This is a genomic window from Amorphus orientalis (genome assembly GCF_030814015.1).
Classification (GTDB): domain Bacteria; phylum Pseudomonadota; class Alphaproteobacteria; order Rhizobiales; family Amorphaceae; genus Amorphus; species Amorphus orientalis.
Window position 1 is genome coordinate 344,533 of sequence record NZ_JAUSUL010000003.1, and the last position, 12,761, is coordinate 357,293.

At 67.8% G+C, this 12,761-nt stretch carries 11 protein-coding genes; 6 read left to right on the top strand and 5 right to left on the bottom strand.

Annotated elements, in window-relative coordinates; translation table 11 throughout:
• Positions 1-11 precede the first annotated feature (11 nt).
• Entirely contained in the window at positions 12-2,009 is a 1,998-nt protein-coding gene (gene uvrC / locus J2S73_RS16065) for an excinuclease ABC subunit UvrC (protein ID WP_306886634.1), read from the bottom strand.
• Positions 2,006-2,773: an SDR family oxidoreductase gene (locus tag J2S73_RS16070; protein ID WP_306886635.1), complete on the bottom strand. Its 768-nt coding sequence runs from the start codon at positions 2,771-2,773 to the stop codon at positions 2,006-2,008. Before J2S73_RS16070 ends, uvrC begins: the two co-directional genes overlap by 4 nt.
• A gap of 110 nt (positions 2,774-2,883) precedes the next feature.
• Between J2S73_RS16070 and J2S73_RS16075 the strand changes: the two genes are divergently transcribed.
• Together J2S73_RS16075 and J2S73_RS16080 are read left to right on the top strand one after the other, a co-directional pair.
• Complete coding sequence (locus J2S73_RS16075; protein WP_306886636.1) at positions 2,884-3,612, top strand: hypothetical protein; 729 nt, start codon at positions 2,884-2,886, stop codon at positions 3,610-3,612.
• 4 nt (positions 3,613-3,616) lie between these two features.
• Entirely contained in the window at positions 3,617-4,522 is a 906-nt protein-coding gene (locus J2S73_RS16080) for a glycosyltransferase family 2 protein (RefSeq protein ID WP_306886637.1), read from the top strand.
• A 13-nt stretch (positions 4,523-4,535) separates the two neighbouring features.
• Here the strand turns inward: J2S73_RS16080 and J2S73_RS16085 are convergent, their stop codons facing one another.
• Positions 4,536-5,879 (bottom strand): MATE family efflux transporter, encoded by a 1,344-nt coding sequence (locus J2S73_RS16085; protein ID WP_306886638.1) that lies wholly within the window; start codon positions 5,877-5,879, stop codon positions 4,536-4,538.
• A 158-nt stretch (positions 5,880-6,037) separates the two neighbouring features.
• Here J2S73_RS16085 and J2S73_RS16090 point away from each other — a divergent pair, with 158 nt between their 5' ends.
• On the top strand, positions 6,038-6,952 hold the full coding sequence (locus J2S73_RS16090) for a histone deacetylase family protein (protein WP_370874446.1): 915 nt from the start codon (positions 6,038-6,040) through the stop codon (positions 6,950-6,952).
• A 447-nt stretch (positions 6,953-7,399) separates the two neighbouring features.
• Here J2S73_RS16090 and fdhA read toward each other — a convergent pair whose 3' ends face one another.
• Positions 7,400-8,593, bottom strand: a complete 1,194-nt coding sequence (fdhA, locus tag J2S73_RS16095; protein ID WP_306886640.1) for a formaldehyde dehydrogenase, glutathione-independent — start codon at positions 8,591-8,593, stop codon at positions 7,400-7,402.
• A gap of 170 nt (positions 8,594-8,763) precedes the next feature.
• Between fdhA and J2S73_RS16100 the strand changes: the two genes are divergently transcribed.
• Positions 8,764-9,042, top strand: coding sequence for a type II toxin-antitoxin system RelE/ParE family toxin (locus J2S73_RS16100; RefSeq protein WP_306886641.1), 279 nt, complete (start codon positions 8,764-8,766; stop codon positions 9,040-9,042).
• 13 nt (positions 9,043-9,055) lie between these two features.
• A complete protein-coding gene (locus tag J2S73_RS16105) occupies positions 9,056-9,346 on the top strand; it encodes a HigA family addiction module antitoxin (protein ID WP_306886642.1) in 291 nt (96 codons plus the stop codon).
• A 27-nt stretch (positions 9,347-9,373) separates the two neighbouring features.
• Here the strand turns inward: J2S73_RS16105 and J2S73_RS16110 are convergent, their stop codons facing one another.
• Positions 9,374-10,129, bottom strand: a complete 756-nt coding sequence (locus J2S73_RS16110; RefSeq protein ID WP_306886643.1) for a 5'-methylthioadenosine/adenosylhomocysteine nucleosidase — start codon at positions 10,127-10,129, stop codon at positions 9,374-9,376.
• Positions 10,130-10,317: 188 nt separating this feature from the next.
• On the opposite strand from J2S73_RS16110, the gene J2S73_RS16115 reads away from it, so the two are divergent.
• On the top strand, positions 10,318-12,684 hold the full coding sequence (locus tag J2S73_RS16115) for an ATP-dependent helicase (protein WP_370874447.1): 2,367 nt from the start codon (positions 10,318-10,320) through the stop codon (positions 12,682-12,684).
• Positions 12,685-12,761: the final 77 nt, after the last annotated feature.

Below are 12,761 nucleotides of genomic sequence, written 5' to 3' on the forward strand. Positions count from 1 at the left end.
TTACATCTACTTCAGTTTGCGCGGTCGTGGAAGTGGGAATAGATCGACTTCGCCATCGCCTCCGAGATCCCCTCGACGGCGGTGAGGTCGTCGACGCCGGCCTTGGAGACGGCCTTCGCGGTTCCGAAATGGCGCAGGAGCGCGCGCTTGCGGGCAGCCCCCACACCCGGGATCTCGTCGAGCGGATTGGCGGCGATCTCCTTGGACCGCTTGGCCCGGTGGGTTCCGATCGCGAACCGGTGCGCCTCGTCGCGCAGGCGCTGGATGTAGTAGAGCACCGGATCGCGCGGCGGCAGCCGGAACGGCGCCTTGCCCGGACGGTGGAATTCCTCGCGGCCGGCCTCGCGATCGACGCCCTTGGCCACGCCGACGAGCGCCAGATCCTCGATGCCGAGTTCGGCAAGCACCTCATTCGCGACGGCAAGCTGGGTCGCCCCGCCGTCGATCAGGACCAGATCCGGCCACGGGCCGATCCCCTCCTCCTCCGGATCGCGCTCGCCCTTCGGCCCGGCCTCCTTCAGGAGCCGCTTGAAGCGGCGCTCCAGCACCTCGCGCATCATGCCCAGATCGTCGCCGGGGGTGACGTCCTCGGACTTGATGTTGAACTTGCGGTAGTGCGCCTTGGCGAATCCCTCCGGGCCGGCGACGATCATGCCGCCGACCGCGTTCGTGCCCATGATGTGGGAGTTGTCATAGACCTCGATGCGGCGCGGCGGCGCCGGCAGTTCGAACGTCTCGGCAACGCCTTTCAGGAGGGTGGCCTGGCTGGCGCTTTCGGCCATCTTGCGGCCGAGCGCCTCCTTCGCGTTCTGGCGGGCGTGATCGGCCAGTTCGCGCTTGGTGCCGCGCTGGGGCCGGGTCACGGTCACCTTGTGGCCGGCCCGTTCGGAAAGCGCGGCCGACAGAAGCCCCTCTTCCGGCAGCGCCTCGGAGGTGAGGATCATCCGCGGGCACGGCTTGTCGTCGTAGAACTGGGCCAGAAAGCTTTCCAGCACTTCCGCGGACGACCAGTGCGCGTCGGCCTTGGGGAAATAGGCGCGGTTGCCCCAGTTCTGGCCGGTGCGGAAGAAGAACACCTGGATGCAGCTCTGCCCGCCTTCCTGGTGGACGGCGAAGACGTCGGCTTCCTCGATCCCCTGCGGGTTGATCCCCTGATGGGACTGGATGTGGGACAGCGCGGCGAGCCGGTCGCGGTAGCGGGCGGCCTGCTCGAAATCGAGCCGCTCGGCGGCCTGCTCCATCTCGGTCGCCAGGTCCGCGCGCACGGCCTTGCTCTTGCCGGCCAGGAAAGTGCGCGCCTCATCCACCAGGGTCTTGTAGGACTGGGCATCGATCTCGCCCGTGCACGGACCCGAACAGCGCTTGATCTGGAACAGCAGACAAGGCCGGCTGCGGCTTTCGTACACGGAATCGGTGCACGAGCGCAGCAGGAACGCCTTCTGCAGCGCGTTGATGGTGCGGTCCACGGCGCCGGCGGAGGCGAACGGCCCGAAATAGGCGCCCTTGCGGCTGCGCGCGCCGCGATGCTTCACGATCTGCGGCGCCTCGTGATCGCCGGTGATCAGGATGTAGGGAAACGACTTGTCGTCGCGCAGCAGGACGTTGAAGCGCGGCCGCAGCCGCTTGATCAGGTTCGCCTCGAGGAGAAGCGCCTCGGTCTCCGTGCGGGTGGTGACGAACTCCATCGCCCGTGTGTTGGCGATCATCGTCAGCGTGCGCGCGGCGAGCCCGACAGGGCGCGCATAGTTGGCCACGCGCTTCTTCAGGCTGCGCGCCTTGCCGACATAAAGCACGTCGCCTTTGTCATCGAGCATCCGGTAGACGCCCGGCGCGTTCGGCAGCCGCTTGACCACGTCCGCGATCAGATCCGCGCCGACCCGCGCTTCCCCGTCGGCGGTCTCGTCCACCGGCTGGAGCGCGATGTGCTCGAACGCCTCGTCCGCGGGCAGCCCGGCGGAGTCCGGCTCCGTGGCAGGGCGGGTCGTCGATGGGGAATCGGTCTCGGTCATTCCTGGATATTTAGGACGTCCGGTGTCTGCCAGCCAAGATGCTGGCCGCCATCGAGGAAAACCGTCTGTCCCGTTATCGACGGCATATCCACGAAATAGCGCACCGTGGCACCGAACGCATCGAGCGACGGCCCCGTCTTAAGGAGCACGCCGTCCACCTGCCGCCGGAAGTCGTCCTCGCTCTGACGCTCCCCCTGCAAGGTGGGGCCAGGCGCGATCGCGTTGACCCGGATGCGCGGTGCAAGCGCCTGGGCCATGGTCTCCGTCATCGCCGCGAGCGCCGCCTTGGACGCGCCGTAGGCGAAATGGGTCGGGACCGGCTTTTCCACCCGCTGGTCGGTGATGTTGACGACCACCCCGCCCGCATCGTCGGCAACCTGGCGGGCGAACGCCTGGGTCAGAAAGGCCGGGGCGGCGGCGTTGATCGCCATGTGGGTGCGGAAGGCGTCCGGGCTCATGGTCTCGAACCCGTCGTCGCCGAACAGGGCCGCGTTGTTGACCAGGACGCCGAGCGGGCCGAGCGCGGAGGACGCCTCCTCGACGATGTCCGCCAGGCCGTCCAGATCCGTGAGATCGCCGGCAACGACGGCCGCCGTCGTGCCCTTGCTGCGCAGCTTGGCAGCGAGATCCTCGGCCGCGTCCCGCGAGCTGTGGCAATGGATCGCGACCGCATAGCCGTTGGCGGCAAGATCTTCGGCGATGGCGCGCCCGACGCGCTTCGCGCCTCCCGTGACCAGCGCCGTTCTGGCAATCGCCCCAGCCATAAAACCCTTCCCCCTGTCGCCGAAGATTGTCTGCGGCGGTCGCCGCTACCTTGTCACATACGGCGGTTTCTTATACGCGGATCGCACAGCAGCGCCCGACCGAAGGCAAGATGACCGCTCCCGTCAACATCGTCTGCATGAAGTGGGGGACCGTTTACGGCCCGCACTACGTCAACCGGCTCCACGCCATGGTCGCGCGCCAGCTCGACCTGCCGTTCCGTTTCATGTGCTTCACCGACGATCCGACCGGGATCGATCCGAAGATCGAAACGGCGCCGCTTCCCCCCATCACGCTGGACGCCTATCAGGACTATCCCTGGAAGAAGCTCGCGCTGTTCAACCGCACGCTGGCCGACCTGGAAGGCACCGCGCTGTTTCTCGACCTCGACCTGATCGTGGTCGACCGGCTGGAGCCCTTCTTCGAATACGAGCCCGGCAAGCTCGCCATCATCCACAACTGGACCCACCCGGACCGTCGCGTGGGGAACTCCTCGGTGTTCCGGTTCGAGATCGGCGCCGATCCGCAGGTCCTGGACACCTTTCACGAACACTCCGTCCAGCACTGGGTCGATCTCTACCGCAACGAGCAGGCCTATCTCTCCCACATGAAGCCGGAGCTCGTGTTCTGGCCGGGCCCGTGGTGCGTCTCGTTCAAGAAGCACTGCCTGCCGAAAGGCATCAGGCGCTGGTTCGTGCCGGCCAAGATCCCGGAAGGCACGAAGATCGTCGTCTTCCACGGCCACCCGAAGCCGGACGAGGCCTTCGAAGGCCGCTGGCCCGGCGGCATCCACAAGCGCCTGCGTCCCGCCCGGTGGATCGGCGACCACTGGCGCGAGTAGGCAGGTGGCCGAGCCCGACGTCTCCTATCTCGTCACCGTCTACAACAAGGCAGAGGCGCTGCCCGCGGTCTGGGAAAGCCTGAAGGCACAGGCCGGCGACCACAGCCGCGAGTTCGTCTTCGTGGACGACGCATCGACGGACGGGTCGATGGCCGTGCTCGAAGGCTTTGCCCGCGAGGACGCTCGGGTCCGGATCCTCGCCAATAGCGAAAACCGCGGTCCCGCGATCCGCCTCAACCAGGCGGCCGAGGCCGCCACCGGCCGGATCCTGCATCCCCTCGACGGCGACGACCTGCTGCCGCCCAACGCCACCCAGTGGATGCTCGCCAGGCTGGCCGAGATGAACGTGCCGCTGCTCTACGGACGCCGCCGGAAGACCACGCCGAAACGGATTTCCTCGGAAGCCTATGTGGCGGAGATCGAGCAGCCGCTGATCCAGGCCGCGACCCGGCCCATCGTCCACATCGCGCTGGTGGTGGAGCGGGCGCTCTATATCGCCGCCGGCGGCTGCGACGAGACCGTCTTCATCCAGGACCAGTCGCTGGCGCTCAGGCTCGCCGCCGCAGCCCCCCGCATGGCCGTGACCGACGCGACGGTGGTGTGCGCGCCGCGCCAGTCCGAACCGACCCTGTCGGCGGACAAGCGGCAGCAGCATCACGACCGGTTCCTGTCGGCCTATCACCTGCTGGCGACCCTCGACCGCCGGCATTCCGCCCGGCCCGCCCTGAAGCGACTTGCCATCTCGGCGGCCTGGAAGCTCAGGCGGGACGAAGGCGGCCTGGCCTATCTGTCCGCCGACTTCTGGCGCTATCTGGCCAGCGAGATCGGGTTTCCCGTGGGCAGCCCCGAAACGCTGGCGGCGATCGCGGCCCGCATGGCGGCACTCGACGGCATCCGGAGACCCTCCTGAGCGGACTTCTGGGTCACGCCGGAAACGCGCGCGGCACGCGCCGCCGGCAGCGCCACAGAAGCGTCAGCCCGCGCATGCTCAGGAACGTGACCAGCGCCAGCCACAGGCCGTGATTGCCGAACGCGGGAACGGCCACCGCCCAGATCGCGAAATAGGCGGCCAGCGAGATCAGCATCATGTTGCGCATGTCGTCGGTCCAGGTCGCGCCGATGAAGACGCCGTCCATCTCGAACGCCAGCACCCCGGCCAGCGGGACCACCACCGCCCAGACCAGATAGTCCCGCGCCACCTCCCGCACGCCCGGCGCCGTGGTGATCGCGTCGATGACCAGCCCGCCGCCCAGGAAGATGGCCAGCGACAGGACCGCGGCCACGGCGAAGCCCCACGTGACGCTCAGCTTGACCGCCCGTTCGAATGCCGGGCGGAACCGGGCACCGAGGGCCCGGCCGGCGAGCTGCTCGGCGGCGGTAGCGAACCCGTCGAGAAAGAACGAGCAGAACAGGAAGAAATTCAGGAGCACGGCGTTCGCAGCCAGAGTGATGTCGCCGGCGCGCGCGCCCTGGGCGGTGAAGAAGGTGAAGGCGGTCATCAGCGCCAGCGACCGGATCATGATGTCCCGGTTCACCACCCCCATGCGCAGAAACTGTGCCCGGTCTGCGATCCGAGCCCGGGAGGGCCAGCGGTCTTTCGGCAACAGGCGGGCGACGAGGACGAGCGTCAGCACCAGCGCGCACGCCTCCGCGGCGACCGACGCCCACGCGACCCCGGCGACGCCGAAGTCCCAGACCAGCACCAGGAGGACATTGAGCGCGACGTTGACCGCGCACAGCACGAACTGGATCGTGAGGCCCGTGCCAGCCCGCCCCAGCCCCAGGAGCCAGCCGAGCAGAGCATAGTTCATGAACTGGAGCGGCGCGCCCACGACACGGACCTGGAAATAGGTTCGGGTGGCCCGGTCCACCGCCTCACTCGCCCCCATCAGCGACAGGAAGCCGGCCAGGATCGGCCCCTGCAGGGCGATCACCAGAAGGCCGGCGCCCGCCGCGACCAGAAGCGCGCGGACCAGCACCGCCTGGACTTCCGCCCAGTCCTCGGCTCCGAAGGCCTGGGCCGTCAGCCCGGTCGTCCCCATCCGCAGAAAGTTGAAGGTCGTGCCGAGAAAATCGAACAGGATCGCGCCCACGGCGATCGCGCCGAGCAGGGCCGCGTCGCCGAGCTGTCCGATCACCGCGGTGTCCGAAATCCCGATCAGCGGGGTGGTGACATAGGCGAGCGTCATCGGCACGGCGATGGCGAGCACCATGCGGTGGGTCACCGCGAACGGGCGGATCGGGGCGGCAGTGGACGGGGCGTCCATGATCGGGAGCTTTCGGGGCGCGAGGATCGACGCGATCCATCAACCCGATCGGGACGTATGCTTCAACCAGGGATCCGTCATCCGATCGGTCCTTTGCGTGCGAAGGCCGCATGGATCGGTCGAGGGCCGGTATTGAAGCCCGCCGGCCGGACACCAGAATGAAAGGCGTCATGCTGCTGCCGATCGTCCACAATCCCCGCTACAACGCGGAATTCCCGTCCGACCACCGCTTTCCCATGGGCAAGTTCAAGCGCGTGGCCGAGGTGCTCGTGGAGGAGGGCCTGGTGGGGCCCGGCACCTTCCACGTCCCCGGCGAGGCGCCGGCGGCCTGGATCGCGCTCGCCCACGACCGCGCCTATGTCGATCAGGTGCTGGGCTGCGAGGTGCCCACCAAGATCGCCCGGGAGATCGGCTTCGCCATGACGCCGCCCGTGGCACTCAGGGCCCGCTGCGCCAGCGCCGGCACCCTCCTGACCGCACAGCTGGCCATGGAGCACGGCATCGCCTGCAACACGGCCGGCGGCAGCCATCACGCCCGCTTCGAGCAGGGGGCGGGCTTCTGCGTCTTCAACGACGTGGCGATCGCGATCCGGGTCTTGATGGCCGACGGCGCCGTCGAGCGGGCCCTCGTCATCGACTGTGACGTGCATCAGGGCGACGGGACGGCGGCGATCTTCGCGAACGATCCGTCCGTGTTCACGCTCTCCTTCCACGCCGAGAAGAACTATCCCGTGCGCAAGGTGCCCTCCTCGCTCGACGTTCCGCTGTTCGACGACTGCGACGACGAGCACTATCTCGACGCCATCCGGGACGTGGTCCGCACGACGATCCACAATGTCCGGCCCGACATCGTGTTCTACAACGCCGGGGTGGACCCGCACCGGGACGATCGGCTGGGCCGGCTGGCGCTGTCCGACGAAGGCCTGATCGAGCGCGACCGGTTCGTCATCGACGCCGTGCGCGAAGCCGGCATTCCCCTCGCCGGCGTGCTCGGCGGCGGCTACGAGCGCGACATCGACCGGCTGGCCCGCCGCCACGCGACGCTGCACCGGGTGGCGGCGGAGTTTGTGTGAGGCTTTACTTCCGTCACGCCGAGTTCGCTTCGCTCACCGGCTCCGGGCGGGCGGCTTTCCTTCGTCCCGGTCGCTTCGCTCCTCGCCTCTTGACCGGCCGGCGCGCCGTCGCGCGCTCGTGGCGTGGTCGGAATCGGGTACACGCGAGTTAATTCGAGCCGCTCCCCCATCCACCGCTCATTCCGGCGAAAGCCGGAATCCAGGGCAGCACGATGGGCGTCTGACGATTTGGCCCTGGGCTCCGGCTTTCGCCGGGGTGAGCGGAGAAAAAGCCCGGCTCCAATTCAGACGCGAGCCTCTGCTTTTCTCCCCGCAATCCCGGACGGAAAACCGGTTCCCACTTTTCCTGGGATTGCTCCCGCGAAGCCAGCGGACGACCGTCCGCCGGCCATACTTGGCCGCCCCTCGTGGAGCGGTGAGCGAAGCGAACTCGCGTGAACGGAAAATCTAAGCCGCGATCGCCCCGTGCGGATCGATCACGAACTTCTTGGCCGCCCCGCCGTCGAAGTCGGCGTAGCCCTGGGGCGCCTGGTCGAGGCTGATCATCTGCACGTTGACCGCCTTGGCGATCTCCACCCGCCCGAACAGGATCGCCTGCATGAGCTGCCGGTTGTAGCGCATCACCGGGCACTGACCCGTATGGAACGAGTGCGACTTGGCCCAGCCGAGCCCGAACCGGAGGCTGAGCGAGCCGGTCTGGGCCGCCTTGTCCTCCGCGCCCGGATCCTCCGTCACGTAGAGGCCGGGAATGCCGATCTGGCCGCCGGCCCGGGTCAGCGCCATGGCGGAGTTGAGCACGGTCGCCGGCTGTTCGTGGGCGTGGTCGTGGCCGCACCCGTGGGCCTCGAAGCCGACGCAGTCGACGAAGGCGTCGACCTCGGGCGTTCCGGCGATTTCCGCCACCATCTCGCCCAGGTCGGCGTCCTGCCTGAGATCCACCGTCTCGCAGCCGAAGCTTTTGGCCTGGTCGAGCCGCTCGGCAATCATGTCGCCCACGATCACGCAGGCCGCTCCCAGAATCTTGGCGGAGGCAGCGGCGGCAAGCCCCACCGGCCCGGCGCCGGCGATGTAGACGATCGAGCCCGGCCCGACGCCCGCCGTGACGCAGCCGTGGAAGCCGGTCGGGAAGATGTCGGAGAGGAGCGTCAGATCCTTGATCTTCTCCAGCGCGCGGTCGCGGTCGGGAAAGCGCAGCAGATTGAAGTCGGCATAGGGAACCATGACGTATTCCGCCTGCCCGCCGACCCAGCCGCCCATGTCCACATAGCCGTAGGCCGCCCCGGGGCGGGACGGGTTGACGTTCAGGCAGATGCCGGTCCGCCCTTCCTTGCAGTTGCGGCAGCGGCCGCAGGCGATGTTGAACGGCACGGAGACGATATCGCCCTTTGAAATGAACTCCACGTCGCGGCCGCATTCGATCACCTCGCCGGTGATCTCGTGGCCGAGCACGAGGCCCTGGGGCGCCGTGGTGCGGCCGCGGACCATGTGCTGGTCGGAGCCGCAGATATTCGTGGTCAGCACCTTCAGGATCACCCCGTGATCGCAGCGCCGGCTGCCCAGCGCCAGTTCCGGAAAGGCGATCGTCTCCACGGTGACCTTGCCCGGCCCCTGATAGACGACGCCCCGATTGCCCTCACTCATCCTATCCTCCCGAGTGTCTCTTATGGCGGGACTGTCGGACAGTTCGGGCAGGCCGGCTCCACAGGAAACGACAGGAACGGCGTCGCCAGCGACGCGCGCGCCGATGGCAATTGACGCATGTCGCGCGTCATGCGACATTCGGACTCATCGACGGGCGTCGGGCGGCCACCATGATCGTGAGCTTTCGCCACAAGGGCCTCAAACGGTTCTACGAAAGGGGCGACGCCAGCCGATTGCCCGCGGACCAGGTGGAGCGGATCCGAGACATCCTGACCGTCCTCGATACCGCGGAGGATCTCGATACGATCGCCCGGCCGTCCTTTCGACTGCATCCGCTCAAGGGCAGCCGGCGCGGACAATGGGCGGTGACCGTTCGAGCGAACTGGCGGATCGTCTTCCGCTTCGAAAAGCCGAACGTGATCGACGTGGATCTCGAGGATTATCACTGAAGGACCGACCGCAATGGCGATGCACTCCCCCTCCCATCCCGGGCGACTCGTTGCAGCCGATCTGGAAACCCTCGGGCTGAGTGTGGCGGACGGAGCGAAGGCACTCGGAGTGACCCGGTCGCAGCTCTATCGGGTCATCAAGGGCGAGAGCGCGATCTCCCCGGAAATGGCGCTCCGCCTGGAAGCCGTGCTCGGCTCGACTGCTGATCACTGGCTGCGCATGCAGGCGGCGTTCGATCTCGCCCGCCTCCGCAGCGCGCCGGACAACCCTGCCAAGGGACTGAGGCGGCTCGACGCGGCCTGACAGGGGCGCCGCCCCGGTCCCGCCGGTTTACAGCACCGGCAGGATCCGTTCCATGATCCTGGCCGACGAGGCCGAGACCGCGTCGACGAAGTCATTGAAATCGAACCGGGATTCCGTGCCGGCGAGGTCGGAGAGCGCGCGCACCACGACCCACTCGACGTCGTGCATTTCCGCCACCTGGGCGAGTGCTGCTCCTTCCATCTCCACGGCGCGTCCGCCGTGGGTCTGGAACAGCCGCCCGCGGGTGGTCTCGCAGTTCACGTACTGATCGCCGGACAGTACCGTGCCGAACACCACTTTCGGCGCCCGCGGTGCGCCGCCGGACGCCTCCGCCTTCATCGCCGGCAGCTCGATGCCCTCCAGCGCGGACGCGATCCGGGCTCGCGTGGCGGACTTCAGATCGAAGCCGAATTTCTCGGTGGCATTGAAGAACGGCAGGTGGCCGGCCTGATAGACCTTGAGTTCCTCGGCCTCGAACCAGCCGAAATCGTGCTGCAGCAGCTTTTCGGCGATGACGACATCGCCGATGGCGAGATCCGGATCCAGCCCGCCGGCCACGCCGGAAAACACGATCGTCGTCGCCTTGAACCGGTCGATCAGAAGGGTCGCCACCATCGCCGTGTTCACCTTCCCGATACCGGTTCCGACCAGCACCACGTCCCGGCCGAACAGCGTTCCGTGATCGAACCGCAGATGCGCGATCTCGACGCTGTCGCGGCAGTCGAGCTCGGCCCGCAGCACGGCGAGCTCCTGGGGGATGGCGCACTGGATGGCGATGGTCATGGGCAGGCCTCCGGGAGAAAAATCGCGCCCATCAAAGGCAAACCCGAACGGCAGCCGCAAGCCGTCCGCCGCGCCGGCTGGTCCGGCACCCTTCTTTCGGCCGGTTCCGGACCCATGTTGTGGAGCAGGACGGCACCCGCGGCGCCCCCGCTGTTGCCGGATTGTTCCATTCGGATCAGGATCACGGAATGATTCGCTCCACCGACGGCTCGGCCATGCCCGCGATCACGGGCTTTGAGGAGACGTCCGCCCCGGGTCCCCGGGCGGGCGGCATTGCCGCGCGCGCGCTGGGCGGCGGGCGGCCCTCGCCCTATCTCGACAAGCTCAACCCGGAACAGCGCCGCGCGGTGGAAACCGTGGACGGTCCGGTCCTGGTGCTCGCCGGCGCCGGCACCGGCAAGACGCGCGTCCTGACCACCCGCATCGCCCATATCCTCGCCACCGGACGCGCCCGGCCGGGCGAGATCCTCGCGGTGACCTTCACCAACAAGGCCGCGCGCGAGATGAAGGAGCGGATCTCCGGACTGGTCGGCCCGTCGGCCGAGGGCATGGCCTGGCTCGGGACGTTCCACGCCATCGGCACCCGGATCCTGCGCCGGCACGCGGAGCTGTCCGGCCTGAGGTCCGACTTCACCATTCTGGATGCCGACGACCAGATCCGTCTGTGCAAGCAGATCATCCAGGCCGAAGGTCTCGACGACAAGCGCTGGCCCGCCCGTCAGATGCATTCGCTCATCGACGGCTGGAAGAACCGCGGCCTCACGCCCGACGCGGTGCCGCTGGGCGAGGCGCGTGCCTTCGCCAACGGCCGCGGCGCGGACCTCTACAAGGCCTATCAGGAGCGCCTGAGGGTGCTGAACGCCGTCGATTTCGGCGATCTCCTGATGGAGCCGATCCACATCTTCCGCAGCCACCCGGACGTGCTCGCTTCCTACCAGGAGCGCTTCCGCTACATGCTGGTGGACGAGTATCAGGACACCAACGTCGCCCAGTATCTCTGGCTGCGCCTGCTCGCCCAGGGCAACCGGAACCTCTGCGTGGTCGGCGACGACGACCAGTCGATCTATGGCTGGCGTGGCGCGGAAGTCGACAACATCCTGCGCTTCGAACAGGACTTTCCGGGTGCCGCCGTCATCCGGCTGGAGCGCAACTACCGCTCGACCGGACCGATCCTGGCCGCCGCCTCGCACCTGATCGGCCACAACGAGGGCCGTCTCGGGAAGACGCTGTTCACCGAGCACGAGGATCACGACGCGGAAAAGCTGACCGTCGCCTCGGCCTGGGATTCCGAAGAAGAGGCCCGGGCCATCGGCGAGGAGATCGAATCCCTCCAGCGCAAGGGCAAGTCGCTGGACGAGATGGCGATCCTGGTGCGGGCCTCGTTCCAGATGCGCGAGTTCGAGGACCGGTTCGTCACCCTCGGCCTGCCCTATCGGGTCATCGGCGGTCCGCGCTTCTACGAGCGCCGGGAAATCCGCGACGCCCTGGCCTATTTCCGCGTTATCGTGCAGCCGGCCGACGATCTCGCCTTCGAGCGGATCATCAACACGCCGAAACGGGCGATCGGCGAGGTGGCGGTGAAGACGCTGCACGACACCGCCCGCGCCCGCCAGATCCCGCTGTTCCAGGCGGCGATCGAGCTGACCCAGACGGAAGAGCTGAAGCCGAAGACGCGCACGGCGCTGAAGGATCTGCTCGCCTCGTTCGGCCGCTGGCGCTCCGAACTCGACCGGCTCACCCACACCGAGCTGGCGGAGATCGTCCTGGACGAGTCCGGCTACACCGAGATGTGGCGGATGGACCGATCGGCGGATGCGCCCGGCCGGCTGGAAAACCTCAAGGAACTCGTCCGGGCGATGGACGACTTCGAATCCATGGCCAGCTTCCTCGAGCACATCTCGCTGGTGATGGACACCGAGAACGATGCCGGCTCCGAAGCGGTCACCATCATGACGCTCCACGCCGCCAAGGGGCTCGAGTTCGACACCGTCTTCCTGCCCGGCTGGGAGGAAGGCCTGTTTCCCCACCAGCGCGCCGTCGACGAGAGCGGCCAGGCGGGTCTCGAAGAAGAGCGCCGTCTCGCCTATGTCGGCCTGACGCGGGCGCGCCAACGCATCTTCGTCTGGTTCGCGGTCAACCGGCGCGTCCACGGCATGTGGCAGTCGACCGTGCCGTCGCGCTTCCTCGACGAACTGCCGGAAGCCCATGTCGAGGTCCGCGAACAGGGCGGATACGGCGGCTACGGGGGCTACGGCGAGAGCCGCTTCGACCGGGTCGAGCCGTTCTCCTCCACCTATTCCACCCCCGGCTGGGAGCGGGCCCAGCGGCGCAAGGCCGGCGGCGCCCAGCGGTCCCGCGAGCCGATGACCATCGAGGGCGAGCTGGTCGCGAAAAGCGTCGCGGATCATGAACCCGCCTTCGCCATCGGCGCCCGGGTCTTTCACCAGAAATTCGGCAACGGAACGGTGTCCGCGGTCGAGGGCAACAAGCTCACCGTCGATTTCGACAAGGCCGGCCGCAAGCGCGTGCTGGATTCTTTTGTTCAGAAGACCTGAGCCGGCTCACGACACCCGGACGGGTCGAGGCGCCGTCGGCCGTCCACCATTGGTTCCGCCGGTCGGCTTGCGCGAGC

What these genes read in the sequence shown, in the direction of transcription:
- J2S73_RS16105 (WP_306886642.1), top strand. Translation starts at nt 9,056, where the DNA reads ATGGCGATGCACTCCCCCTCCCATCCCGGGCGACTCGTTGCAGCCGAT.
- uvrC (WP_306886634.1), bottom strand. Translation starts at nt 2,009, where the DNA reads ATGACCGAGACCGATTCCCCATCGACGACCCGCCCTGCCACGGAGCCG.
- J2S73_RS16115 (WP_370874447.1), top strand. Translation starts at nt 10,318, where the DNA reads ATGATTCGCTCCACCGACGGCTCGGCCATGCCCGCGATCACGGGCTTT.
- J2S73_RS16070 (WP_306886635.1), bottom strand. Translation starts at nt 2,773, where the DNA reads ATGGCTGGGGCGATTGCCAGAACGGCGCTGGTCACGGGAGGCGCGAAG.
- J2S73_RS16100 (WP_306886641.1), top strand. Translation starts at nt 8,764, where the DNA reads ATGATCGTGAGCTTTCGCCACAAGGGCCTCAAACGGTTCTACGAAAGG.
- J2S73_RS16090 (WP_370874446.1), top strand. Translation starts at nt 6,038, where the DNA reads ATGAAAGGCGTCATGCTGCTGCCGATCGTCCACAATCCCCGCTACAAC.
- J2S73_RS16075 (WP_306886636.1), top strand. Translation starts at nt 2,884, where the DNA reads ATGACCGCTCCCGTCAACATCGTCTGCATGAAGTGGGGGACCGTTTAC.
- J2S73_RS16085 (WP_306886638.1), bottom strand. Translation starts at nt 5,879, where the DNA reads ATGGACGCCCCGTCCACTGCCGCCCCGATCCGCCCGTTCGCGGTGACC.
- fdhA (WP_306886640.1), bottom strand. Translation starts at nt 8,593, where the DNA reads ATGAGTGAGGGCAATCGGGGCGTCGTCTATCAGGGGCCGGGCAAGGTC.
- J2S73_RS16110 (WP_306886643.1), bottom strand. Translation starts at nt 10,129, where the DNA reads ATGACCATCGCCATCCAGTGCGCCATCCCCCAGGAGCTCGCCGTGCTG.